Annotated in this window: 17 protein-coding genes; 9 read left to right on the top strand and 8 right to left on the bottom strand. The window is 51.1% G+C overall.

Features of this window, described 5'->3' with window-relative positions:
• Positions 1 to 92: 92 nt before the first annotated feature.
• From Pan241w_RS16850 to Pan241w_RS16830, 5 genes are all read left to right on the top strand, one after another.
• Entirely contained in the window at positions 93 to 1,148 is a 1,056-nt protein-coding gene (locus tag Pan241w_RS16850) for a sigma-70 family RNA polymerase sigma factor (RefSeq protein ID WP_145218103.1), read from the top strand.
• A 117-nt stretch (positions 1,149 to 1,265) separates the two neighbouring features.
• Complete coding sequence (locus Pan241w_RS16845; protein ID WP_145218101.1) at positions 1,266 to 2,294, top strand: pseudouridine synthase; 1,029 nt, start codon at positions 1,266 to 1,268, stop codon at positions 2,292 to 2,294.
• Positions 2,291 to 3,163, top strand: a complete 873-nt coding sequence (locus Pan241w_RS16840; protein ID WP_145218099.1) for a dihydroorotate dehydrogenase electron transfer subunit — start codon at positions 2,291 to 2,293, stop codon at positions 3,161 to 3,163. The genes Pan241w_RS16845 and Pan241w_RS16840 overlap by 4 nt, the downstream gene beginning before the upstream one ends.
• 107 nt (positions 3,164 to 3,270) lie before the next feature.
• Positions 3,271 to 4,305 (top strand): DNA-binding transcriptional response regulator, encoded by a 1,035-nt coding sequence (locus Pan241w_RS16835; RefSeq protein WP_145218098.1) that lies wholly within the window; start codon positions 3,271 to 3,273, stop codon positions 4,303 to 4,305.
• 289 nt (positions 4,306 to 4,594) lie between these two features.
• Entirely contained in the window at positions 4,595 to 6,301 is a 1,707-nt protein-coding gene (locus tag Pan241w_RS16830) for a serine/threonine protein kinase (RefSeq protein ID WP_145218096.1), read from the top strand.
• A 24-nt stretch (positions 6,302 to 6,325) separates the two neighbouring features.
• Here the strand turns inward: Pan241w_RS16830 and Pan241w_RS16825 are convergent, their stop codons facing one another.
• Positions 6,326 to 6,607 (bottom strand): hypothetical protein, encoded by a 282-nt coding sequence (locus tag Pan241w_RS16825; protein ID WP_145218094.1) that lies wholly within the window; start codon positions 6,605 to 6,607, stop codon positions 6,326 to 6,328.
• Between the two features lie 12 nt (positions 6,608 to 6,619).
• Positions 6,620 to 7,681 carry an Ldh family oxidoreductase gene (locus tag Pan241w_RS16820; RefSeq protein WP_145218092.1) on the bottom strand — a complete coding sequence of 354 codons (1,062 nt, stop codon included), beginning with the start codon at positions 7,679 to 7,681 and terminating at the stop codon, positions 6,620 to 6,622.
• 534 nt (positions 7,682 to 8,215) lie between these two features.
• On the opposite strand from Pan241w_RS16820, the gene Pan241w_RS16815 reads away from it, so the two are divergent.
• The gene (locus tag Pan241w_RS16815) at positions 8,216 to 8,524 is read left to right on the top strand and encodes a hypothetical protein (protein WP_145218090.1); all 309 of its coding nucleotides are present in this window, start codon (positions 8,216 to 8,218) and stop codon (positions 8,522 to 8,524) included.
• Between the two features lie 18 nt (positions 8,525 to 8,542).
• Here Pan241w_RS16815 and Pan241w_RS16810 read toward each other — a convergent pair whose 3' ends face one another.
• Entirely contained in the window at positions 8,543 to 9,169 is a 627-nt protein-coding gene (locus Pan241w_RS16810) for a hypothetical protein (protein WP_145218088.1), read from the bottom strand.
• A 176-nt stretch (positions 9,170 to 9,345) separates the two neighbouring features.
• Between Pan241w_RS16810 and Pan241w_RS16805 the strand changes: the two genes are divergently transcribed.
• Complete coding sequence (locus Pan241w_RS16805) at positions 9,346 to 11,079, top strand: arylsulfatase (protein WP_145218086.1); 1,734 nt, start codon at positions 9,346 to 9,348, stop codon at positions 11,077 to 11,079.
• A gap of 78 nt (positions 11,080 to 11,157) precedes the next feature.
• On the opposite strand, the gene Pan241w_RS16800 is transcribed toward Pan241w_RS16805, so the two are convergent.
• From Pan241w_RS16800 to Pan241w_RS16785, 4 genes are all read right to left on the bottom strand, one after another.
• On the bottom strand, positions 11,158 to 12,714 hold the full coding sequence (locus Pan241w_RS16800; RefSeq protein ID WP_145218084.1) for a hypothetical protein: 1,557 nt from the start codon (positions 12,712 to 12,714) through the stop codon (positions 11,158 to 11,160).
• Positions 12,715 to 13,350: 636 nt separating this feature from the next.
• Positions 13,351 to 14,907 carry a UxaA family hydrolase gene (locus Pan241w_RS16795; protein ID WP_145218082.1) on the bottom strand — a complete coding sequence of 519 codons (1,557 nt, stop codon included), beginning with the start codon at positions 14,905 to 14,907 and terminating at the stop codon, positions 13,351 to 13,353.
• A 173-nt stretch (positions 14,908 to 15,080) separates the two neighbouring features.
• Positions 15,081 to 16,715, bottom strand: coding sequence for an arylsulfatase (locus tag Pan241w_RS16790; protein WP_145218080.1), 1,635 nt, complete (start codon positions 16,713 to 16,715; stop codon positions 15,081 to 15,083).
• Positions 16,716 to 16,793: 78 nt separating this feature from the next.
• Complete coding sequence (locus tag Pan241w_RS16785) at positions 16,794 to 17,444, bottom strand: RNA polymerase sigma factor (protein ID WP_197999978.1); 651 nt, start codon at positions 17,442 to 17,444, stop codon at positions 16,794 to 16,796.
• Positions 17,445 to 17,575: 131 nt separating this feature from the next.
• Here Pan241w_RS16785 and Pan241w_RS16780 point away from each other — a divergent pair, with 131 nt between their 5' ends.
• Both Pan241w_RS16780 and Pan241w_RS16775 read left to right on the top strand, forming a co-directional pair.
• The gene (locus tag Pan241w_RS16780; protein WP_145218075.1) at positions 17,576 to 19,918 is read left to right on the top strand and encodes a hypothetical protein; all 2,343 of its coding nucleotides are present in this window, start codon (positions 17,576 to 17,578) and stop codon (positions 19,916 to 19,918) included.
• Positions 19,919 to 19,969: 51 nt separating this feature from the next.
• Positions 19,970 to 23,497: a WD40 repeat domain-containing serine/threonine protein kinase gene (locus Pan241w_RS16775; protein WP_145218073.1), complete on the top strand. Its 3,528-nt coding sequence runs from the start codon at positions 19,970 to 19,972 to the stop codon at positions 23,495 to 23,497.
• Between the two features lie 102 nt (positions 23,498 to 23,599).
• On the opposite strand, the gene Pan241w_RS16770 is transcribed toward Pan241w_RS16775, so the two are convergent.
• Positions 23,600 to 24,577, bottom strand: coding sequence for an HAD family hydrolase (locus Pan241w_RS16770; protein WP_145218071.1), 978 nt, complete (start codon positions 24,575 to 24,577; stop codon positions 23,600 to 23,602).
• Between the last annotated feature and the right edge of the window lie 70 nt (positions 24,578 to 24,647).

Here is a 24,647-nt window from a genome sequence, read left to right as displayed (position 1 = left end):
AATTGTTTTATGCGGTTATATCGCATACGATACGCGGGAGAGTATCTGTCTTTCAGATTTCCTTTTCCTGTAAGAACAATCTCTGTGAGCTTATGTTTATGTATAGTGCCGTCGCGGACAATTCATCAGAGTCAGAGTCTTTTTCAGAGCTGGGGGCGCGTGCGCTGGTTGCCGATCAGGCGAAGCCCTGCCAGTGCGAGTTGCTGTCGGTCAAAAAAGCAGCCCGGATAAAAAAGTACTGTGTCACGCGAGAATTGCAGAAGCGCGCAGAGAAAATTTGCTCCACGGAAATTGAATATGTCTTCAGCGATCATTTCGTTCAGGCGGACGCCGGTGAGCAGATTCTGCAGCCGTTACACAAACTTTGTCTGGAATTAAATCCTGGAATTGATGAGGAATCTGAGGGAGTGGCGATTCACTATGCCCCCCTTTATTCAGTGCCTTTGCTGGAAAAAGAGCAGGAAGTGATTTTATTCAAGGGCATGAACTATCTGAAGTACAGAGCTGCCGTATTGCGAGACACAATCGATTTAAAGTCTCCCTGTGTGGGTGTCTTGGATCGAATTGAGCAGAAGCTGAAGGACGCGCATCGATTGCGTGATTATATCATTCAGGCGAATTTGCGGTTGGTAGTTTCGATTGCCAAGAGCCTGACGGATCGCGCGAATTCTTTTGAAGAGATCGTGAGCGATGGTCAAATGCCGTTGATTCGAGCAGTCGAGATCTTTGACATCGATCGCGGCAACCGTTTCAGCACCTATGGCACGTGGGCGATTCGCAACTTCCTGTTTCGCTCGACGAAAAAGGGTCGGAAATACCGGAAAACCTTTGTGAGCGGTGTCGAGTCGGCAGCGATGGGGTTAAGTGATTTTCGTTCGACTCCTCGTTCGCATGAATCGTATCACCGTTCGATTCAGAAAGTCTTAAAGCAGGTGTTGCACACCCTGGATGAACGTGAGCAGCTGATTCTGAAGCGGCGTTTTGGATTGTATCAATCAGATACTCCAGAAAAGTTTCGTGAAATCGCGGATGATCTGGGCATCAGTACCGAGCGCGTCAGGCAGCTCACGATTCGCTCGCTGCAGCGGATGCGGGATGTGATTGAAGAGCAAAATCTGGAAATACCGGAAATTCCCGAAATCATTTGAGATCCCTGAAAAGAATCCGTTCTTCCTAATTGGTATCGTCTTCTGGCTGTGGTATAACAAAATCTGGCTCTGAAGCCGTTTTTATTTGTCGTTGCGTTTTACCATAGTTGAAAAATCATGAGTCCCCGTACACCTGCTCAATCCGATTCCGATGCGGATCAACCTACCAACGATGCGGAATTAATCCGTCTGCAGAAATTTCTTGCTGCGACTGGCCTGGGTTCCCGCCGCCACTGTGAAGAGTACATTGAAACAGGTCGGGTGACCGTCGATGGCGAGGCAGTCACCGAATTAGGAGCGAAGGTCGATCCGGAATCGCAAGTGATCTGTGTGGATGGCGAACGAGTGCGTCTACAGCCACGCCGCTATTATCTGTTGAATAAACCGACGGGATTTCTCTGCACCAACAATGATCCGGCTGGGCGCAGAAGAGTCGTCGATCTGTTTCCCAATGATGGCCAGCGTCTGTTTACCGTTGGGCGACTGGATGAAAACAGCGAAGGCTTGATCCTGGTCACGAACGACGGTGCACTGGCTGAGAGACTGGCGCATCCCCGTTATAAGGTGGCGCGGACCTATCAGGTGCAGGTCGCAGGGAATCCAGCACGCGAAAAACTGGACGAGTTACGCAAAGGGGTACGCTTCAAAGAAGGCGTCTTTCGTGTCTCCGGGTTGAAATATTTGAAAAAGCAGGGGAAGAGTACATTTCTGGAACTGACGCTGCACGAAGGTCAGAACCGGGAAATTCGCCGTATGATGGCACGCATTGGTCATAAAGTGATTCAACTGATGCGCGTGCGATTTGGGCCACTGAATATTGGCAAACTCAAAACGGGTGAATATCGGCGATTGACCGACTGGGAACTGAAAAAATTGCGGGAGATGTTAAACGAAAAACATTCTCCCACGATTCGTCACCGTAAGGGGCGAAAAAATGTGTCGCACGGAAAATCCCGATCTACCCGTGGTGCTGCCGGGAAAAAAACGTCAGACAAAAAGCCTTATGATAAAAAGCCGGCGGGAGCTGGTAAAAAACGGGGAACAACCTCATCAGGCCCGAAAATATCGAGTCCGAAAACATCCTCGGGACGTCGAATCATCGGCGATGTTCAAGAGAAGCGAACGCGTCAAGGAAAGCGGAAATGACAACTGTCTCGGAATTCAGTGATTGTGCCTCGCCGCAATATCTCTCTGCAACCGTGGTAGAACAGGAACAGATGGCACGCGACACGTATCGCTTGCGGCTGGAATGCCCTCCGATTGCAGATGTAATTTTGCCAGGACAATTCTTTATGGTGCGGGAGCCGGGAGTAAATGACCCGTTGCTCGGACGTCCGTTTGCACTCTACGATACATACCTCGATGATTCGGGAACCCCTGTTGGTTTTGACTTTGGTTATGTAGTCGTTGGCAAATTAACCGCACGCATGACGCACTGGCAACCAGGCGACCAGGTGGAAATCTGGGGCCCGCTTGGAAACGGGTTTCCGCAGCCGGGAAGTGGCTCACTGGTGATGGTGGCAGGCGGCATCGGTCAAACTCCGTTTCTGGCGACAGCCCGCGAAGCATTGAAGCAGCGAGAGTATGGACAGCCGCGGCGGACTCTGAACACATTCCCGGATCAAGTCAGTTTACTCTACGGGGCGCGTTCGAAAGAATATCTGGCGGGGCTGGATGATTTTCGTCTGGACGGACTGGATGTCGAAGTGGCGACAGATGACGGTTCTTTTGGACATCATGGTTATGTGACCGAATTGTTACAGAAACGCATTGATAGTTCCGCGCCGCCAGCAACCATATTCTGTTGTGGGCCGGAACCGATGATGGAAGCAGTCAGCCAGATGGCACTGAAAGCCAAGATCTCGTGCTGGTTGTCGCTGGAAACGCCAATGGCATGCGGGTTTGGTGCCTGCTTCAGTTGTGTGGCCAAAGTACGGATCAATGAAGAAGAATGGGATTACCGCCGCACTTGTGTGGAAGGTCCCGTGTTCAACGCGGAAACGCTGGTATTTTAGAACGGCTGATCTGCTTTGATTGCCTGGAATACAGGTCGTGAGATCGACCTCGTATTGACAGTCCTGATTGAGACCCTTTATAGTCCTCTGATTATACAGGTCCGGATATGAGCGTGAAGCATGACAAGATCAATCAGGCAGCGACCCCTGCATTCGCAGAAGATGCAGAAAGTCAGATGAGGTCCCGAGACACGGCAGATTTAGATCTCTCTGACAACGATGCACACGAATCACACCTGCTCTTATCTCAGCGTCAGTTAATTCCCCCGCGTCTGAAAGTACTGTTTGTCAGTACGCAGAGACCTGTCTGGGTCAGCCTGGCTTTACGACTGGATGCCATTGGCTGTTCGGAGCCTCGATTAGAGTGGGTTTCGACTTCGGAAGAAGCCCTGACCCTGCTGCGAAATGACAGCTTTGATTGTATTCTGCTGCAACTGAACGCTGAGACCAAAGCGACTCGACTGGAATTGTTAAATGCGATTCGGATGAGTGGCTGTCATGAACCTGTCGTGCTGATGCTAGCTTCACCCGATGACCAGGTTGTACTGGCGGCTTGTGAAAATCAGGCTGAAGTTTTAATCTCACCGGCGTTGTGGGAGTCTCCGGCGCTGCTGGGGGTGATGAAGCGGGCGATGCTGGTTCATGAGTTGCACGAAGAGAATCACCGGTTACAGGTCGACAATCATCGACGCCTGGTTCGGGAGCGGGATGAAGCAGAACGGTTGTTGAATCAGCAACGTTCGATGGTGGAAGAATTGCAGACGCTCACCTATCCGAATGAATTCGAGGAGTCTGAACGCGATTTGCTGTTGGGAGACAGTCAGAAACAAACGAATTCAGAGGCGACCTCTGTTGAGTTTCCGATTCCGCAAGAAGTTCAGGATTACTATCACGAACTGTTGCGAACGTATGTGATTATGGGATCGGGGAGTCTCAAAGAAGAAATCCTGCAAATCGCAGAGTTACTGTCTGCTGCCAATCTGCCCCCCCGCCACGTTCTGGAATTTCATCTCCAATGCGTGGAAGTGATTGTGCGGGGGTTGGGAAATCGCAGTTCGCGGCATGTGATGTCACGCGCTGACTTACTGGCGCTGGAGATGATGGTTCATCTGGGTGAGTGTTATCAGAAAATTTCTGATTGAGACTAAGTACCCACACTGTAACAGTTTACAGAGGAGAGGACTTATTTACCTGGCACTGAGAAAAGGTACTATAAATCATCGCTCTCGTGTCCTATAATAGGGCCTAAATGCTGTGCTTTACGATCAGTTGTTTTGAGGGTTTTAAACAACGGCTGTGATTCTACTTGTGCGTTATCTTTGACGACCGCAAGCGGATCAAAAATGGTCGATGTTGAGTGAGCAAATATCTCGCAGAATCTGATCAGAGAGTTGCCAAACTAAAAATCGATCATGGCTGGGAACTTTGAGGATGAGTTCAAAACAAGAGGCCCCTTCATCAGCGGACCAGAAAACGAGGTCCGTTTTGCATCCACGGGAAATTATCAAGGAAGCCGGCAAGTTTTGTCCGCATGCAGGCGTGGTCTCGCGTGGTTCCGGCATGTTCCAAGAACAGGGCCGTGTGCTCTTACACAGCCGTCTGCGAATGGCGTCTCTATTTCTGGCTCTGGCATCGACGGCATTTTTGCTTCGCGGCGTCTGGCTGGGAGAATTTGACCAGCCGCACGATAAGCATATCATGATTCAACTTTCGGTTTTGGCAGGCATTCTGTTTGCTGTTACCGGTTGGCTATGGTTCCGCTCCTGCCTTTGTATTGTTCGTTTACGGATCTGTGAAGCGATTACCTTTGGAGCGCCGGCTGGTTTTTTCATCTGGTGGCATTTCTGTGAACTATGCGCCTGCGACCCCGTGTTGCTCGGGAAAGTTGCGTTTGCCTTTCCACTAAGAACGGTCTTTCCCTGGGTGATTTTGATTTACACGTATGGATTCTTTATCCCCAATTCCTTGCGGGGCGTGATTTCTGTGGTGAGTCTGATGGTCATCAGCCCGATTGCAGGGGCCGTGATGACGGGGATGCAGGTACCGCAGGTTTCTGAGGTGCTTTATACCGGTGGCTTATCGGAAATGATCATTTTATTGCTGATTGCCGGCAGTACGGCCATATATGGATCGTATCGTGTGGGGAGTCTGCGGCGCGAAGCCTTCGACGCCAAAAGTATCGGCATGTATACGCTGCGCAAGCAGGTGGGCAGTGGAGGCATGGGAGAAGTCTATCTGGCAGAGCACCGTCTGCTAAAGCGACCATGTGCGATTAAACTGATTCGACGTGATAAGGTCGACGACAGCAACGTTCTGCTGCGGTTTGAAAGTGAAGTACAGGCCACCGCTGGTTTAACGCACCCCAATACGATTGAGATCTACGACTACGGTCATACGGAAGAGGGAACCTTTTATTACGTGATGGAGTTCCTGCCGGGACTCAATCTGCAGGAGATCGTCGAGCGTTTTGGGGCGTTGCCTCCGGAGCGAGTTGTTTATCTATTGAAGCAAGTCTGCTCGGCACTGGCAGAAGCACACCACAAGGGATTGATTCATCGAGACATCAAGCCGGGCAATATCTTCTCTGCAGAGCGGGGCGGTCTGTATGATGTTGCCAAGCTACTCGATTTTGGCCTGGTGAAAGACAGCAGTCGTTCGGAGAACCATTCTCTGAATCTGACGATGGAAGGGGCCGTGGTCGGTTCGCCCCTTTATACCAGCCCGGAAGTGGTGACGGGCGATGAAAAGCCGGATATGCGATCTGATATCTATTCGTTAGGGGCGAGCGTCTATTATCTGTTGACGGGCAAACCGGTATTTGAAGGCGAAAATGCGATCAAGGTCATGTTCGCACATGCCAGTCAGCCCGTGGTTCCGCCGTCATCAATCAATCCTCGGATTTCACCCGAACTGGAAGCCATTATTCTGAAGTGTCTGGAAAAGAAACCGGAAGATCGTTTTCAGACGGCTGAAGAATTGAGTCGTGCTCTGAATCAGTTAGAGATTAAAGCGTGGACTCAGGAACAGGCGTCAGTATGGTGGTCGGAGGCGGAACATCTTGTGCAACATGAATCCGATGAGGAAGGAGTCTCGGAGGACCATCTGAAAGCCACGACAATCCTGCCAGTGAATGCTTGACGGGCAGAGACGATCTCCCATTGTTTATCGCTGTTGGTGTTGCCAGTTCAGGCGGTCTCTGGTGAGGAACCCATGCCGGATGGCGCACTCTACACAATACATGTCATGCCCATTCGTGACATAGATCTCGCCGTGCATTAACAGATGAAAATGGTCCTGCCCCGGAAATTTGGAAAAGCAGTACTCTTTGGATGACGATGTTTTGACGGCGACGTTGATATTTTCCGCATCATTGATGGGAACATAGAGGCGCGCATCCTGATCGCCGGCAGAGTCATTCTGATTGCGATCAGGATCATGCGTCATGGAAGACCAATACTATTCTGCCACTTCGGGTACTGGGACCCCGAGTTCCTCAGCGAGTTTCGTTAATGCATCCCAGTTTCCACCATCCAGTGAAATTCCCGTTTCTTTGCGGGAAGCTGCGGTTTTCTTTTCGGGATCGCCGGGAAGATAGACTTCCGTCACGCCGTCTTTTAACGGAACGTTTCTGACATATTTTTCCAGGTTGGTAATTTCATTCAAAAGATGGTTTTGGCCACCCAAATGCTTCGGATCAATCACGATCACGAATACACAGTTGCCTTGTGGCGGTGGGGGATCAGGAAAGGCACATTGTCCGCCCGAGAGGGCACCGCAGAGCATTTCTACCATGAAGGAGAGGCCGAACCCTTTATAGGCCTGATCCCCGCCCATCGGAAGAATGGTGCCTGGAGGATCACCGTACAATTGATTGGGGTCGGTGGTAGGGTTTCCATCCGGGTCGAGAATCAAGCCGGGGGGAACCTGTTCGCCGGCAATTTTTTTGATGCGAACTTTTCCTTCCGCGGTCGCAGACGTTCCGAAGTCGAGTACAAACGGTCCTTGTTCACCGCCGGGCATGCCGATGCAGATTGGGTTGGTGCCGAGGCGGGGGCGTTTTCCGCCGACGGGGGCGACGCGAGGCGCTGATCCATGTGTGTTGGCACAAATGATGGAAGCCATTCCCTGGGCGGCTGCCATTTCAGCGTATTCACCGAGTCGGCCGATGTGGGAAGCGCGTTTCAATGTTCCGCAGGCAACGCCCACGTTACCTGCTTTCTCGATTAGACGATTCATCAGATCGTGCATCACAGTCTGTCCAAACCCCCAGCAACCGTCACCGGCAATCGCAGCCGGGGTTTCATTCAGGATTTGGAGTTTTTCACCCGCTTTGAGAATCCCCTCTTTCACGCGACCCAGATAGAAGGGGAGACGCATGACGCCGTGAGAATCGTGACCCAGTAGATTGGCATCGACCAGACTATGGGAAACGATGCGGGCTTCCTCTTCGTTGGCGCCTCCGTTTAGCAGGAGCGATTCAGTAAAATTTTGCAGCGATTCAGCGGTAATGACAGGCACTTCAGAAAGTCCTCTATTCAAATGTTTTTGTTGAGCCAATTGTGAACAAAAGTAAATTTTACAGCTTTGTTAATGACTCATCATACAAACTATTTTATCTTCGGTAAATTTAGGGGATATCACGATTTTCCGTGTTGAACAGAAAAAATGCCTCCCCTGGCTGAACGCTTGAGGCACTCGCGGATCTCAAAGTGAAGAAGTTGTTCGGATTAGTTAAAAGATTCGCAGTGAGACTGGTTGTCTCGAGTCGATTCACCACCTGTCAGCATGCTTCCGCGCTGTGGTTTCATCAGTCCGATTTTGGGGTTACGTCAGAATTTCTGGAAATAACGCCGGCGGGTAACGAATAAATCGGATCCATAATCTTCTCAAATTTTAACAAAGAGAAGGGCGCCTCAACTCTTGTGAGAGATGCTCGAAAAGTTGGACGATACTCGTGAGGTCAACCTGATGATTCATGAAAGCCGGATGTGCTCCACAGACGGTATTACTGAAAAAACAGGTGAACGAAGATTTTTGCGAGAGGGATAGTGAATGAGCATCAGTGTAGAGAAAATCCAGTCACTCGACGAACTGCGTTTGTATATTCATAAAACACTTTGTGAAAAAGAAAATCTGCTCGAAGAACAGTTTTCGATGTCAGAAATGGCACTGCAAAGGCGCGGAAGAAGCTGTGGGCTGCAGTTTTCGATCAATGGTCCGCGTAGTGTTCGTCTGGGGGCGATCTGGGCCTCTGATTCCAACATGGTCTATTTTTATGATGCACGGGGCGAACGTTATGCCAAGGAGCATCTCCCAAATCGAGTGTTCGTTCCGGAAGACGAATCGGAAGAGGCGGCTTAGTCTTTTCGGTTAACCCCTTCACTCGTTTTTGAGCTTCGTCAATTGCTGCAGTCTTACTTTGGCTGGTGCACTTCCATATTTCTCTGCCACTCTGTAATGCAGAATGGCGATATTGGGAGTCGCATGCTTTCGTTCTGCTTTCTGACCTAACTCATAAAACCGTTCCGCCTTGGTTTGCGCGATCTGCTCTGCCGAGCGCGTAGAGGTTCCCACTGAAGTGCGTGAAGCGGGAAAACGATTGGGAGTGGACGCATCCGCCTGTCGAGAGAGCAACTGCTGTTTCCAATGCTGGTTGCGATTCTGAATTCCACCACTGTGACGCAGCGCGGCTGGAGCCGAGTTCAACAGCATGCGGTCCATGGCTTCAAAATCGTGGATATAAACGCTGACACTACTGCTGGAACTTTGAAAGGCGTGACCATAGTTTGATCCCCGCCGAAAGGGACCCGTCTGTCTGGAACGGATGGCGCCGGAACTGAAGCCGCCTATGAGTGCGCTACCCCGATCGGGAACAGTCAGCGTTGTACCTGCTGAAAATTGTTGTACGATAGGTTGTTGGATTCTGAGTGCCTGGGCATGGGCCTGCTGACTCTGAACGGCAATTCCGATCAACAGCATGCTGAACCAGAAACGGCAAAGATTCATAATCTGTCCTCCGGCCTCTGATAATCGTCGTACAGTCGTGTCACTTTATCGTATGGCATGCGGCGCAATCCAGCAACTGGTTTTTCAGAAATCATCCGTTTTACCTGCATGGGATCAATGATTTCTGATTTGTTGATTGAAGAAATTCAGTCTTGCTTTGAAGAAAGGCACTGTTGATGTTTTTGTTCCAATCGAAATGTCGTTTTCTCTGGCTGACGCTGGGAATGCTTCTCTCATTGACGAACGTACTTTCTGTCTGGGGAGCAAACGCGGAGTCAGAGCGGCCGAATGTGGTTCTGATTCTGACCGACGATCAGGGGTATGGCGATGTCGGCTTTCATGGAAATGAGAAAATCAAGACACCACACCTGGATCGCATGGCAAAAAACGGGATCGAACTCACGCGGTTTTATTGTAGTCCGGTGTGTGCCCCGACCCGGGCCAGTTTGATGACGGGCCGCTATTTCTATCGTACGGGCGTCATTCATACTTCGCGTGGCGGAGCGAAGATGCAGGGCGAGGAAACCACGCTGGCAGAACTCTTAAAACAGGCAGGATATAAAACCGGCATTTTTGGGAAATGGCATCTGGGAGACAATTATCCGATGCGTCCCGAAGATCAGGGATTTGAAGAAACGCTGGTGCATAAGAGTGGCGGTATCGGCCAGACTCCCGATCAGCCAAACAGTTATTTTGATTCCCGGCTCTGGAAGAATGGCAAATCGTTTCAAGCAGACGGTTATTGCACGGATGTGTTTTTCGACGCAGCGATCACGTTTATAGACCAGCAAAAACAGTCGCCGCAGCCGTTCTTTGTTTATCTGCCGACCAATGCGCCGCACACTCCTCTGGAAGTTGCTCGTTCGTACTGGGAGCCGTATCAAAAAATGGGGCTGAATGAAACGACGGCGCGCGTTTATGGGATGGTGCAGAACCTGGATGAGAACGTGGGGAAGCTGATGGCCTATTTGGAAAAGGTGAAGCTGTTAAACAAGACGATCGTGATCTTTTTGGGTGATAACGGGCCTCAACAAAAGCGGTTTACCGGCGGCTTGCGAGGCAAAAAGTCATGGACCTATGAAGGCGGAATCCGCGTGCCTTTTGTCGCGCAGTGGCCCGGACATTTTGAAGGTGGTACGAAAAGTGATCAGATCGCTGCGCACATCGACTTGCTGCCAACACTGCTCTCACTGACGAAGACGCCTCGGCCTGCGACGTTAGCGCTGGATGGAATTGATATTTCTGAACTGCTGTCGGGTAAGAAAGCCGAATTGCCCGAGCGGAGTCTGTTTTTTCAGGTCCATCGAGGGTTGACTCCCCAGCAATATCAAAATTCTGCTGTTGTGACACAGCGGTTCAAACTGGTGGGTTATCCGGGGACGTTTGGAAATGAAAACCTGATGCAACAGGCAGAGCCGATTTTGGAATTATACGATTTGTCTGATGATCCGGGAGAAACAAAAAACTTGATTCAGAGCAAACCCAAACAGACGGCAGCACTTCGCAAACAATACAATGACTGGTTTACCGGAGTACAGAAAACCAGAAATTTTACACCCGGAACCATTGTGATTGATAAAACAAAAGAAAATCCCAGTGTGCTGTGCCGCTATCAGGATGGCAGCTTTTATCAAGGAGTCTCTCAAGGCTGGATGGTGAAGATCAAGCAGTCTGGTTTGTATCAGGTGCAGATTAACAGGAACGCGATGCCGAAGTCGGGAAAGCTGTTTGTGAACTGGCAGGGTCAGCAGGCTCATGAATATTTAAATGCGAAAGAAGACTCCGCTCCCTTTGAATTGCAGGCCGGAACGGGGGGCCTTGATATCTGGTTTCAGGAAGAAGGGGAAGATCGTGTTTATCCTGCTGATAACAGCACTCTGGGAGACGTGGTACTAAAGCAGATCAAATAAGAGGTAAACCGGGATCAAAAAAACGACCTGGAAGAGATTCCAGGCCGTTGAATTCATGAGCGTAATTTGATTTCAGGTTTAATAGAGCCAGTCGATACCAAGACTCCAGGTTCCGACACTCCAGGATTCGCGTTTGACATTGATGGAAGGGAATAAACCTCTGGTGGGCATCCCTTGCCAGCGAATACTGTCAAATGGTCTGGCGATTTCCCCGGCGACAATGTAAGTGTAACCGAACTTGAACTTAGCTTCTTCGAGGAGTTTCATCCGCTTCAGTACCGGGATTTTGTCGAAGAGGGACATTTCCATGAAGATCGATTGTTCAAACAATGGTGAAACATGTGTGTGTGTCTGGCGATCGGTAAAGGCATTGGGATTCGGATCATCAACCGTTGGATCGATCAACGCTTTAGGGCGATCGATATCATCCGGATCGGCTCGGATAATCATCCCAACATTATCACCTTCCAGTTCAATGGTTTCCTGATTGGCCATGATACCAACTTTGGTCTGACCCCAGATCTTGAATTTGTCACCACCGATATCAAACTGGATACCGAGTTCAGGACCGGCCAGATTGGTATCGACTTTGCTGTTGACGTATGTAGTAGTCGGGGTCACAGCGAGCCCGGTAACGGGATCGACAGGAGCGACAAAGAACGCGGTGGATGTACCGGTTCCTGCATCGTCGTCTTCTACAACACCCGCGTTATCAATAATGCCGTCTTCGTTTTCATCTGTGCCGGTGGGGAGTGAAAACAGCTTCAGGTCCGGACGAATACCGGCGATGTTGTTCGCATCACTATAGAGTAAGCCACTGTCGACACCGACGAATCCGAAACCTTCGCGGACTTGCATGTATCTGGCACCTGCCAGCGTGCGAATCTTCAGAGCTTTCTTATCAACAAACGGCGTCGACATCCAGGTGGCGTTGGTACCCCAGGCCTGACTGACAACTTTCACTCTGAAATCCAGGTCATAAGGAACCGTGACACCATTGACTGTGCCATCATCAAGAGGCAAGCCGGCCAGGTTCATCAATTCGTTTTGCAGGATCGTATTGATTTCTGCTGTCGTTACGCCGGGGATCGATGAAACAACGCCTGTTCCCGTCGGATCAATAAAGTTAGGCGGAGAGAGCAGAATATCCATGATCGCTTGATTTGCAGGATTGGGTTTATGAGTCGAGTCTTCAATCGCAGACCATGAGGAATCGGCACGGGCAATCCACCAACCTGTGAACTCAAAACCGCTCTGGTCATCGTTCGTCCATCCCCATCGCAGACGGCTACCAGGAGCATTCAGCTTAGGGACCTTGTTATAATGGGCCGCATTAAAATAGTTTAAACCCTCGTTTTCACTGAACTGATCAAAGAATTCATCATCAGTCGCATCAATCAATTCGTCTTCCACCAGGTCCAGGTAGGAAATGGAACCCACATTTCCAATCAAGGCGCCACCAGGATTCTGATAGCGGGCAAAGAGGGCTTCCATACTGAAGAAGTATTTTTTGCCAGCGTTAGTGGACTTGTACGACCACAGGCCGTTCTTATCGACTCGATGTTGCTGGAACATCTTTTCGAAAGGGGACATTTGAGGGAACGCATTCAACGGAGCCTGAGTCCCAGCGTTCATTGGGATTCCGGGCATTCCAGGTGCGCCGTAACCACCCGTTGCCGCCTGAAAGAAATTTGGCGGAGGTGGGGGGGCTCCCATGGATGATTGTACGTTCTGAAAAAATCCCGGCACATTTGCAGAATTAAATGATACAGGTTGTATCATTCCGTTCTGCGGCATTGAAGGGGGGTATCCCTGCCCATGCACTGTGGAATATGCGTGTGAGATCAGAACGATGCTCAATACCGGTGCTAGCCAATTAAGAAGCCGCATCTATACGTCCTTACAAACAGCGGAAACTTTGATAACAATCCGCGCGATCTAATACGGAATTGCGCGGAGTCTGTTGCTGGTTATATCGGACAACGCATCTGGTAAACTGTAGCGATTATTCGGAAGATACCGAATTTTCCTGTTTCAATAGTTCTAACGGTTGTATTGAGCGTATGAAACAGTGTTCTTGTGTATATTTTCTGGTGGGGTAGAAGTAGAAAACTCACGAACGGAAACGGGTGATCTAGTATGGTCAATAAATGCTAAGTCCCATAATTGAAATCGGTTAGGTTTATGAGACTAAGTTAAATTCGCATTTTTCGATACGGATTTAGAAATACCAGGGGACAAATCGGTCTTAGAACGAAGAAATCAAACGATTTATAGAACCGGGCCGATGCTCCAGGGGCAGAATTCTTCGTCGCCGATGCCCTGGGCCTCGCTTTTCGTTTTTTTACCACTGGCGACTTCAATGACCAGTTCAAAGATTTCCCGACCGACCTCTTCCACAGAGGTTCCGTTCAAAATGCGACCGGCGTCCAGATCCATGTCGTCTTCCATCCGCTCATACATGGGAGTGTTGGTCGAAATTTTGATGCTGGGAACGGGTTTACAACCGAAGCAACTGCCACGGCCCGTGGTAAACGCGACCACATTCGCACCACCAGCAACCATTCCGGTAACCGAAGCGGGGTCATAACCGGGGGTATCCATAATCACAAAGCCCTTTTCTGTCACTGGTTCCGCAAAGCGATAGACTTCGCGTAGAGCAGTACTGCCCCCTTTGGCAATCGCACCCAACGATTTTTCATAAATCGTGGTCAGGCCACCTCTTTTATTGCCCGGCGAAGGATTGTTATCAATGACCACTCCAAACTTGCCGGTATATTCTTCCCACCATTTGATGCGCTCGATCAGTTTCTGACCGACTTCCGGGGTGATGGCACGCCGGGTGAGAAGATGTTCGCCTCCATAGATTTCCGAGGTTTCGCCCAGGATTGAGGTGGCTCCGTGTGCCACAAGGAGATCGCTGGCGATACCCAGTGCCGGGTTGGCGGTCACACCACTGTTGCCGTCGCTGCCGCCACATTCGGTTCCCAGAATCAGTTCGGAAACGGGAATGGGCTCGCGTTTGACGTCATTCACAATGGGTAAATAGTCTTTCAAAAGTGCAGTGACTTTTTTGACTGTTTTCGCTATTCCCCCTATGTCTTGGATGTTGAGCACCAATGGTTCCAGAGGTTTGGGGGCCTTGAGATTCTGTAACTGAACGAGCCCTTCAGAATCAGAGAGGAAGGAACCTTGCCCCGTTTCGCATCCCAGCCCTAGAACAACATAGGCGCCGATATTAGGATGTTTGGCAAAGCCGCCCAGAGTTCGCATTAGTTGATGATGGTCTTCTCCATCATACTGCATGGCACAACCACCCTTGTGAACGAGGGGAATGATGCCGTCAATATTGGGATAATCTTCCAGCGAGGTTTTCGCCAGTTCCCGGGCAATGTATTTGGACGCGGTTGCCGAGCAGTTGACCGTGCTGATGATCGCCAGATAGTTTCGCGTGCCCGCTTTCCCGTTCGGACGGCGATAACCCATGAAAGTCCGGCCTTCCACTGGTTCCGGGGGAGCAGGCACATCGCTGGAATAAGCGTAATCCAGGCTCAATTCCCCGGCTTCCAGGTTGTGACTGTGAATCCAGTCGCCCGGCTGCATGTCCGACGTCGCAAAACCGATCACCTGACCGAACTTACGGATTGGCTCTCCCTTGGCAATCTGCTGAATGGCAACTTTATGCCCCAGATCGATGTCTTCCCGGGCCGTTACGCTTTCACTTTCCGATATCGGACACTCCTGGTTTTCCGCCACCGAATTACGGGCGATGGCGATATTATCTTGTGGGTGCAGTTTAATCAGCGGCGAAGAGGCAACAGATGACATGGGGAAGGAACGTTCTATTAATAAAGGAAGAGAAAAGACATCGCGGGAAGCAGCGGTGAACTAAAAAAACCTGTCTATATAAGGACCAGCAGGTCACTATTATTTTAATATCTCGATTTCCTGTACCAGAATCAAGGGATCGGATGCTCTGCGCTGGTATTATCTGCGCCTGTTTACTTCTTACGGTAGAACCCCGGCCCTTTTTTTGTATAGCCGGGCGGCGGGAGTCGATCCCAGGGGACAACGCCGACGTGCTCAGACCAGGCATCCCAGAGTTCCTGCAGCGAAGCGACGCGTTTGGGTTGTTGCTGGGCCAAATTGTTCAATTCGCTGCGATCCTGACTCAGATCGTAGAGTTCCCAGTCCTGTTTGTGCTGTTTGACCAGCTTCCAATTCCCCTGACGGACCGCTTTGTTGCCTTCATGTTCCCAGAAGAGCGTGCGGTCTTCGGTTTTCTCCGGGTTGAGGAAGGTTGAACGGAGACTTTTGCCTTCGAAGGGAATGATCAAGCGGCTTTGTTTTACAGCCGGATAAGTGCCTCGAGAAACATCGACGCAGGTTGCCATTAGATCAATCACATGTCCCATTTGACTCGTCCAGCCGCCGGTCTGTTGAATTTGCGCAGGCCAGCGAACAATCAGCGGCGTGGAAATGCCCCCTTCATGCATCCACATTTTATGGAAGCGGAATGGCGTATTGCAGGCATTGGCCCAGCCGACTTCGGCACAGCGGAATGATTCCCGGGTGCCTGTGACAGCGCCCGGTTGATGGCCGCGATCGATGTACTCGGCACTGGCGCCGTTATCGGAGAGGAAGAAGACGAGTGTGTTTTCGGTTTTTCCCATTTGTTCGATCTGATCGAGGACCTGACCAATGCCACGATCCATGCTGGTGACCATGGCGGCGTAAACGGCCATGCGCAGTTCCCATTCTTCCTGTTCTGCTTTAGAAAGAGAGTCCCAGGCTTTGGCATCCGGATCGCGGGGAGAGAGCGGGCTGTTGATCAGTCCCAGTTCGGTCATCTTCTGGTGGCGTTGTTTTCGGAGTTCATCCCAACCAGCTCGATAGCGGCCTCGATAAGCGGCGATATCAGAGGGCAGCGCATGCAGCGGGAAGTGAGGCGCGGTATAAGCGAGGTACATGAAAAACGGCGTGTCTTTATTTTGTTGTGCATGATCTTTCAGATAATCGACGGCTCTCCGGCTGAAGGCGTTGGTGATATAGTAGCCCTTATGCGGTGGTTTGATGAGTTGATTGTCTTCATACAGCGGGCGTGGGGAGAAATAGTTGCCGCCTCCGCCGGTCCCATACGCGCGATCAAAGCCGCGACCGAGGGGCCAGTTTTCGTTGGCTTCGCGCATGCGATAGGTCAGATGCCATTTGCCGACGTGGTAACAGCGGTAGTCGGCTGCAGAGAGAACTTCCGCAATGCTGACACAGTGCTGATTGAGTTCGCCCAGATAGCCGGGGAGATTGTCGTTGCGGTTCATCCAGCCCATACCAGCCTGATGCGGGTAGAGCCCCGTCATGAGAGAGGCCCGGGTGGGACAGCAGCGGCCCGCATTATAAAACCGGGAAAACCGCAGGCCCTCTTTCGCTAACTGGTTCAGATGCGGCGTCTTGATTTCTGAGCCGTAACAACCCAGGTCAGAAAAGCCCAGATCGTCGGCCATGATCAGCACGATATTCGGACGCTCGTTCGGAGCGGCATGGACTGTATTCAAAAAAGAGAGACCGAGTATCACACAGACAAAGCGCAGAGTGATTCGTTTGGGGAACAGGCGGCGGTGGTATGTTGAGTGAATCATGTGCTGGTTTGTTCTCCTGAATTGCGGCGCGAGGTATCGGGAACAGTTTCTCTATTGTCGTCGAGAATGGGAGCGGCGTCAACTTTCTGTGATGATGGTCGAGTCTGCTTCGGCATCGGTGAACGCTTTGCGGATTAGATTATTTTTACGTTCGATGCGTCGGGTACTGCATTTGAGTTCTTCTGCGATTTCCGCGTTGGTCATGCCGGCCAGCTTCATGGAAATGATCGTCTGGCATTCGACATCCAGCAGTTCAGACGCTGCTTCCAGTTCGAGCTTGAGCTGGAGATTGACTTCTTCAAACACGATCTCTTCAAACGAGGACTTGGCGTCGGAGTTGGTATAGTCGGTTGCGGAAACCACGTTCCCGCCTCCCCGTTTTTGTGTATTGATCTGTCGCCAGCGGCGTGAGAGTTTGCGGCGGGCGATGGTCATCAGAAAGCCCCAGAGATCATCCTGGTCGGTGAGGGGCGGTTTTGAGGGATCTTCCAGTCGTCGCCATAAGCTGAGAAATGCGCTTTGCAGAATGTCGCTGGCCCCCGCATGCGGCTGCAGTTGGGGCGAAAGCCGTTGTTCCACGTAGTTTTTCAATAATTGATGAAATCGATCCCAGATCTGTTCGAAGCGGGGCGAAATGGTGGATTGCATTTCTTCCAGCACGCTTTCCGCGAATTCCGGCAATTCTTCAAGGGAGTCATCGGGGCTGATGTTGTCTGATGGTTGCTGCATTTTAAAAAATTGAAAAAAAATCTGGCGGCTGGTGAATTGTTTTGGGCAGTAACTGATTGAGGGGGAGAAAAAGGGCTCTCTTTCACTGCTTCCGTTCATTCAATTATCACTTTCGGGTTTGGAGTAAGTCAATGAGTCATAACCGTTTTCGTGGCATTCTATGTTCTTTAATTAACTTGCGTATCTCATGGGGCGTTGTCACGACCCTGCTTCTGCTGGGGAGTGTAGGGTGTTCAGGGGAACCGGGCGCTGATGACTTATCTGAGATCATGAAACAGAATCCGCCCCATCATCTTGCGGCGACCAATCGGGAAATTGAGATTCTGAAGGTTGAGCCGGACGGTGACCAACAGTGGAAGATTCAATTTGAGTGTCAGGAAACCCCGGAGGAAGACTGGTTGTTGAAACTGGATCTGGCGCAGAAATTGAAACAGGACAAGGACGAGGAAGTAAAATACCAGGCCGCACTCCAGGCACAGCGGCAACTGCGTTCGCCAGAAAATCAGGATTTGGAAAAACTCAAACAGGAAATCGAACGTTTTCCGTTTCCCCCGCTGTTTCAGCAAGTCTATCGAAAAGGAACGCCCGTCAAATGGAGTGCTACGGCGGTTGTGGATCAATCCGGCGAGAAACCGAAACTGACGGTCTCAGAACTCAAATTGTCCGATGGGCAATCATTAAAGAATCTGATTGCGAAATCGGCAATGCCAAAAGAAGCGGCGTTGGCGGATGGCGGTCCGTTGGATCCTCTGCGTCAGTTTATGGAGTTGCGACAGAAGTTGATCACCAGCGTCGCGCAGGCAACACAGACGATGACGCAGAGATTGAAGACAGAACAACAGGCACTGGTCAGTTTAGTCCAACAGCCGATGGCGGTGACGGGAAAACTGTTTCCCGCGCAAGCTGAGTCCGAAGAGGTGGCATTTCTGTTTGAACCGGGAGCGGCAGCGAATACCTTCAACGCGGTGGCCATTGATGCCAACGATACGCTGTCGCGCGTTGTCTTCAGTGGGGCGCTGTACCTGCCGCCAGTGGAAGCAGCCGATTCGCGCCTGTTCCGCCGTGTGCATGATGGCTGGATGCTGGTGTTAAAGAATGAAGATTCCAGTCTGTCGAAAATGGCACGAAAAACACGCGAGAACCGGATTGTGTATTATGACAAAGCGAAGAATCGGTTTCATCTGTCCGATTCACGCAGCACGACGTCACTCCAGCCTGCAGCGTCCTCGAGTACTTCGCAAACCGTTTCTCAAAAGGAACTGGAGCAGGCTGTGATTGAGGGAGCTCAATTCAAAGGCAGTGAATCGATTACCGGTCAGGCTGACCGGGCGGTGGTGATGTCGATTACAAAATATGAACCGGAAACGGGAAATGTGCGTGTGGTTCTAGAAGATGCCCAGACGCCGTTCACGTTTGCCGTTTTTGAAGGCAAGCTACAGCGCGAGGCACCGCATCATCTGGGGATTCCGGTGCGTCTAGAGCAGGTGACGTCTCATTCGCATCCCGGTCAGCAGCGACCGAAAACGGGGCTGTTTTCCCGCAAATCGGGCAGTGACCTGTTGTTGATTCCGACCGAGAAGGGATTTGTGGGCCGTTTTGCCCAGACTGATGTGAATGTTGAAAAGATCTCCGGTGAAACGGAAATCGTCTCCGCCGATCAACGCTGGCAGAATACGCTGGTTCCCGGATATGCCTGGCGAGGTGTGACGAAATGGGGTGACGAAGCAGTGAAACGAGCAACATTGCGAGTCGCAGAAATTCGTGATCAGGGGAAGTATGTGCGTTTGACGCTGGAGCGGGATAATGACCCGGTTCAGCAGGTCGTTTATGAGGGTTCGCTCGTCACGGAAGACGGGCGGATCGACGGATATGGTCTGGTGACTCAACAGTTTGGTACGGCTTCGATTTATGAACACGATTACTTTGGCGTCTTTTTCAGTCGCTGGCAGTCGGAAGATAGAAAAGTATTTCGAATCTCTCCTGATGGCAAGAAAATCTATGGATTGACCACGGAAGGGGAAGTTTTAACGTTGGAGCGGGATCCCGCTGTGGAAAAAACGGACCAATTGACAACGGATGAACGGAAACAGGTCTGGAAAAACGTCCTTACAGTGGGGAAGATATGGGAAGGAACGATCAAGAGTGTCAAACAAAAACAGACAGCGGAAGTGAAAATGATCGTACGCGGTTATGAATTAGGCGGGAAACAGGTTACTTTAGAGTTCGTCCCGAAAGTCAATCGTAAAGCCAAAACGGTATTTGAAGGGAGCCTGGATACCTCTGACAAAGGGATCAATGGATTTGGGTTGATCGCAAAAAAGAAACTGAAATACAGTGGCCCTGGTAATGTGTTTGGCAACTGGGATACGCAACTGGAGTTTCGTCTGGATGCGTCAGGCAAACGATTACTTGGTCGGACCAATGATCATGGTGATGTGGAATATCTCGACCTGCGTCTGGTGGAAAAAAAGTAGTTTGGAAACGATGACTCGGCAACAAGGCTCTTATTCCATTCAGGTTCCTTTATGATCGATCAACTGAGATTTGATGACTATCATTTAATTGATTCGGTCTGCGATGAATATGAATCAGGATGGACGCCCGACAGTGCACTGGAGTTAAACTCGGCGCTGGAGCAATGTCCCGCGCCGCTACGTCGATATGCGTTCGTGGAACTGTTGAAGGTTGATGTCGAATTGCGCCAGCGGCGGGGCGTGCCCGCCGGTCGGATTGATTACCTGACGCTCTATCCCGAGTATCGTGATGTAATCGATGCCGTAATCGAGACAGCGGGCACGGAACCCAATGCGACGCTGATTTCATCTAAAGCCGACTCGGCTGAGGCCAATTTGCGTTCGTCTGGCAAATCCGATGCTGATTCAGCAGACACTGAATCACGGTTCGGTCGGTTTATTCTGAAAGCAGAACTGGGGCAGGGGGCCTTCGGCACGGTTTCACTGGCCTATGATCCCACGCTGGATCGTGAAGTTGCTTTAAAGCTGCCTCGTTTTGATCAGAACGATTGCGAGCGGATTGATCGCTTTCTAGCCGAAGCACAGATCGCCGCGCAGTTACAGCACCCGAATATTGTTGCCGTCTGGGAGCGGGGGCAGGTTGGCGAGCAGTTTTATATCTCTGCGGCGTATGTGCAGGGAGAAACGCTCAAGGATTATCTGGAGCTAACGCAACCCAATGTGCGGCAGATTGCGGTCTGGATGCGTGATCTGGCAGAAGCCCTGGCGTATGCCCATGAGCAGAATATTGTGCATCGGGATATCAAGCCGGCGAATGTGATCATCAATGAGCGACAGCGTCCGATGATTATGGATTTCGGTTTGGCGAAGCGGATTGACCACGGTGTCGATCTGACGTCGGACGGTTTGATCCTGGGAACACCTGCGTATATGTCACCCGAACAGGCACGGGGCGCGACTCAGGAGATGGGCACGCAGAGCGATCAATATTCGCTGGGGGTGATTTTTTATGAACTGTTGACCGGCGAGCCGCGCTGGTCCGGGAAAACGCATGAGGTGTTGTTGAAGCTGCAGTCTGATCCGCCGCCGCCTGAAATTCAAAATAAAGAGACACCGGTTCCCGTGGATCTGATTGCCGTCTGTCAGAAAATGCTGCAGCCCATTGTGGAGAATCGTTATGCCGACTGTCAGGCGATCGCCGATGATCTGACGCGCTGGCTGGACGGTCATCCCGTTTCGGTCCGTCGCGTGACGCAGACGGAACGGTTTATTAAATGGTGCCGTCGTAACAGAGTGATCAGCAGTCTGGTGATGTCGACCGCTGTCATCCTGCTGTTCAGTCTGACCGCGGTTTCTTTTTCGCTGTTCGAAGCGTCTGAAGCACGGAATGAGGCACAGCAAAATCTGGAATATGCACAGGCCCAGGAACAGGAGGCCGTGGACGAGCGGGATAAAGCGATCTCCGCAGCTGAGGCGCAGCGCAAAGAATCGGCGCGGAACAGTCTGCTCCTGGCGGGGTACAATATCCGGGCGGGCCGCTTTTATGAAGCCGAATTATTGCTGAATGCTATCGATGAAAAAGATCGCGGCTGGGTCTGGAACCTGCAATCCGCGCGGATTCCGCGGGAAATGATTTCGATCACACATCCGGAAGGGAAAGCATTTCAGGATGCCAACATTTTTTTTGATGATTCCGGAAAAAAACTTGCGCTGCGGCACTCTGTAGAAAACCGGCTCGTTACCTGGCTCTTTGACGCGAAGACCGGCACATTCTTGAGTAAGGTGGCGGATGATTTCGAGCTGGTGTCTCCGTCGGGATCAGGTTTTACACCGGGGGGGCGTTATCTGACGGTCAGTATGTGGAATCGCCTGCCTCAAGGGGGGCACACTCCTTACAAGCTGGGGGTGTATGACACCAGCAAGCAACAGATCATCGCTACTCAGGATGATATCAGGAATTATTCTCCCAGCCCGACTCAACCAGAGGAAGTGGTGATTCAGCGCCAACACTCAAAAGCGATCTCAAAGTATACACTCTGGAACTTTGTTACCGGGAAAACAGTTGATTTCGGTTCCGGACCAACTTGTCTCCCGTTCAATTTCAGTGTCAATCAGGAAGGAACCGAGCTGGCATTGCGTTACAAAAATTTGATGACGTTTCAACCGAGTGCGGGCAACACAGCAATTTCAAAGCCGATCATGGATCGACTGGGAGCGACACACTGGAATGTGTCCCGCGATCAAAAATATGTTGTGGGTCAGTTACAAGATCCCTGGCCTTGGAATCGCCGGTATAAAATGGTACCGGCGGGGCAGGCAGCGGTTGTGCAGTTTCCGGCTCGGATGATTTCCGTGCTGGAAACAGATGATTCGGTGGCACACGCACTATTCCAATATGCCGAGTTACAGAGTATGACGATGAATATATTTAACCAGGGCAGTGGATTCTTCCTGACGACCAATGATCGCTTTGTTGTGCTCAATTCCAGTAACACGGCAGTAATGCAACCCCAGAAGAAAGAACTTTGCTGGTGGAACCGTGATACGGGAGAGTATCTGGGGAAAGCGATGGGGATTGCTGTCAGTTCCGATGGAGAACGGTTTGCAACGATCGAATCTAAAACGGTCAAAATACGCGAGGCGCCCGTGCGGATTCGCCGTTTTCGATCTCAAGTGACGGAAAAGGAACTGGAGAAGTGGGAGCCGGTTCAACCCCGCAAACAGAATCGCGTCTATCCTGTCATCCTGTATTCTCAGGAAGAACCCTGGGTGGTGCTGATCCACGACCAGGGGACTGACACCGTTGATCTGGAAACACGAGTGATCAGCATCAAGCATGCCTCAAAGGTTTTTTATCACCAGGCGCGGCGGGTTGCCTTTCATGAACCGACGGGAACCATGGCCTTAATTAATGGCAACGAGTTTCTGGATCTGTTTTCGCTCAAAACCGGCAATCAACTGGCCCACCTGCGCTGTGATCCCTGGCCTGTGAATACGGATCTGGCATTTCATCCGAACGGAGAACTCCTGGCAGTCGGGCATGCCGACGCGCTGGTGATTTGGTCGATTTCAGAGCAGAAGGTGATTCACCGAAACAAGGAGTTCCGCTTCATGGAAGAGGGGAACGGCAAGCTGAAATTCACCCCGGACGGAAAGTATCTGTTTATTTATGGCAAACGAATCGACACCGAGACCTGGAAGCCGACAGCAGCACAACCTTTTGAGTCAGACCACCCGGTCAAGTTTTCGCCGGACAGCCAGCTACTGACAATTGATACCGCGGACGGACTGGTGCAGATTCACGAGGTGGAAACAGGCAAGCTGGTGCATCAGATTCAAACCGATGCGCAGTCGGTCTATTCGCACTTTCATCCCCGGGAACCGTTATTGGCAGTGGCACGCAGTGATGGGCATCTCGAGATCTATGATACGGCCACCTGGGACCTCGTTCTGGATGAACCGCTGCCGCGAGGGGAACTGGTGGATCTGGTCTTTAGTACTTCGGGTGATTCTCTAGCTGTGGGGATACAGACCAAAGGGACACGGCGGTGGTTTGAGTTTTCCAGTCTTAAAGAATAGCTTGAGGGAGTTAGACTGTGTCCAGTTTTACTGTAGCGTCTCCAGGGCCGTTTGACTCGAGTCTATTAGAGTGAGGCACGTTACGGTTAAATGTGACGCGCTCTAGTCTTTTGCCGGTTTGGGATAGATCCGTTTCCAGTCACGCTGCATATCGATGATGGTCCAGCCTTTTTCTTTTCCTTCCTGAAGTGCTTTGTTGAGCCGCCCCATATGGGAATTGCGATCGTAAGCATATTCCCGTTTGGCATCGGTGTGGTGGACCAGGACTTTCAGTGTGTTCTCTCTGCGGTCGGTCCACTGAAGCATTTGCAGATCGCCGTCCGAGTTGCCGAACGCGATCACCGGCACGCGCCCAATAAAACGGTGAATGCCGACCGGCTTTCCCTCTTTGTCATCAATAAAGTTGATCTCGGCCTGTCGGACCAGGACCGGTTTGCCATCACGCTGTTCCAGCTTGACCTTAATGCTGCTACCGATGACCTGTTCGGGGGGAATGCCATACACGTCTTCAGCCCAGACTCGCAGAAAGTCGATGCCTCCGCCAGAAACAATATAGGTCTTGAACCCGTTTGCACGCAAGAAGTCTAACAGTTCCAGCATCGGCTGAAAGACGAGACTCGTGTAAGGCACCTGTTTCTCCGGATGCCGGGCCGTTTTCATCCAATTGCGAACGGTGTTCTCAAATTCATCGGTCGTCATCCCTGAGTGCGTCACCGCCATGATCTTGAGCAGGCCAGCTTTCCCGGAGGCGGCGATCGATTTGTAATCATTTTCCAGAACGGCTTTGAAGGGTTGCTCGGTTTTCCATTCCGGGTGTTGATCGGCGAGTGCTCTCACACGATCCAGAGCAAACAGCAACTGAAAGTACGCCGGCTGCTCAGACCAGAGGGTGCCGTCATTGTCAAACACGGCAATCCGTTCCTTGGGGGGCACATAGAGCGGGCAGCCATCGTTGGTGGCACATTTGACATAATTGATAATCGCGTCTTTCGCAGGACCTGCATTCCAGGAGGGAAGGGGATCGGCGGCGAACGACACATTGAGCGAAAATAGAAAGAAGAAAATGAGTGCGTGTCTCATAGAAGTATCTCGAAAATGAATGTGCTGGATGATCAAAGAGTATAAACGAACGACTGGCTTACCTGAAGCA

Source organism: Gimesia alba (assembly GCF_007744675.1).
Taxonomy (GTDB): Bacteria; Planctomycetota; Planctomycetia; order Planctomycetales; family Planctomycetaceae; genus Gimesia; species Gimesia alba.
This window is presented reverse-complemented; position numbering and strand designations above follow the sequence as displayed.

Excerpts from the sequence above, each read along its gene's own strand:
- Pan241w_RS16850 (WP_145218103.1), top strand. The coding sequence starts at position 93 with ATGTTTATGTATAGTGCCGTCGCGGACAATTCATCAGAGTCAGAGTCT.
- Pan241w_RS16845 (WP_145218101.1), top strand. The coding sequence starts at position 1,266 with ATGAGTCCCCGTACACCTGCTCAATCCGATTCCGATGCGGATCAACCT.
- Pan241w_RS16840 (WP_145218099.1), top strand. The coding sequence starts at position 2,291 with ATGACAACTGTCTCGGAATTCAGTGATTGTGCCTCGCCGCAATATCTC.
- Pan241w_RS16835 (WP_145218098.1), top strand. The coding sequence starts at position 3,271 with ATGAGCGTGAAGCATGACAAGATCAATCAGGCAGCGACCCCTGCATTC.
- Pan241w_RS16830 (WP_145218096.1), top strand. The coding sequence starts at position 4,595 with ATGAGTTCAAAACAAGAGGCCCCTTCATCAGCGGACCAGAAAACGAGG.
- Pan241w_RS16825 (WP_145218094.1), bottom strand. The coding sequence starts at position 6,607 with ATGACGCATGATCCTGATCGCAATCAGAATGACTCTGCCGGCGATCAG.
- Pan241w_RS16815 (WP_145218090.1), top strand. The coding sequence starts at position 8,216 with ATGAGCATCAGTGTAGAGAAAATCCAGTCACTCGACGAACTGCGTTTG.
- Pan241w_RS16810 (WP_145218088.1), bottom strand. The coding sequence starts at position 9,169 with ATGAATCTTTGCCGTTTCTGGTTCAGCATGCTGTTGATCGGAATTGCC.
- Pan241w_RS16805 (WP_145218086.1), top strand. The coding sequence starts at position 9,346 with ATGTTTTTGTTCCAATCGAAATGTCGTTTTCTCTGGCTGACGCTGGGA.
- Pan241w_RS16800 (WP_145218084.1), bottom strand. The coding sequence starts at position 12,714 with ATGAACGCTGGGACTCAGGCTCCGTTGAATGCGTTCCCTCAAATGTCC.
- Pan241w_RS16795 (WP_145218082.1), bottom strand. The coding sequence starts at position 14,907 with ATGTCATCTGTTGCCTCTTCGCCGCTGATTAAACTGCACCCACAAGAT.
- Pan241w_RS16790 (WP_145218080.1), bottom strand. The coding sequence starts at position 16,715 with ATGATTCACTCAACATACCACCGCCGCCTGTTCCCCAAACGAATCACT.
- Pan241w_RS16785 (WP_197999978.1), bottom strand. The coding sequence starts at position 17,444 with ATGCAGCAACCATCAGACAACATCAGCCCCGATGACTCCCTTGAAGAA.
- Pan241w_RS16780 (WP_145218075.1), top strand. The coding sequence starts at position 17,576 with ATGAGTCATAACCGTTTTCGTGGCATTCTATGTTCTTTAATTAACTTG.
- Pan241w_RS16775 (WP_145218073.1), top strand. The coding sequence starts at position 19,970 with ATGATCGATCAACTGAGATTTGATGACTATCATTTAATTGATTCGGTC.
- Pan241w_RS16770 (WP_145218071.1), bottom strand. The coding sequence starts at position 24,577 with ATGAGACACGCACTCATTTTCTTCTTTCTATTTTCGCTCAATGTGTCG.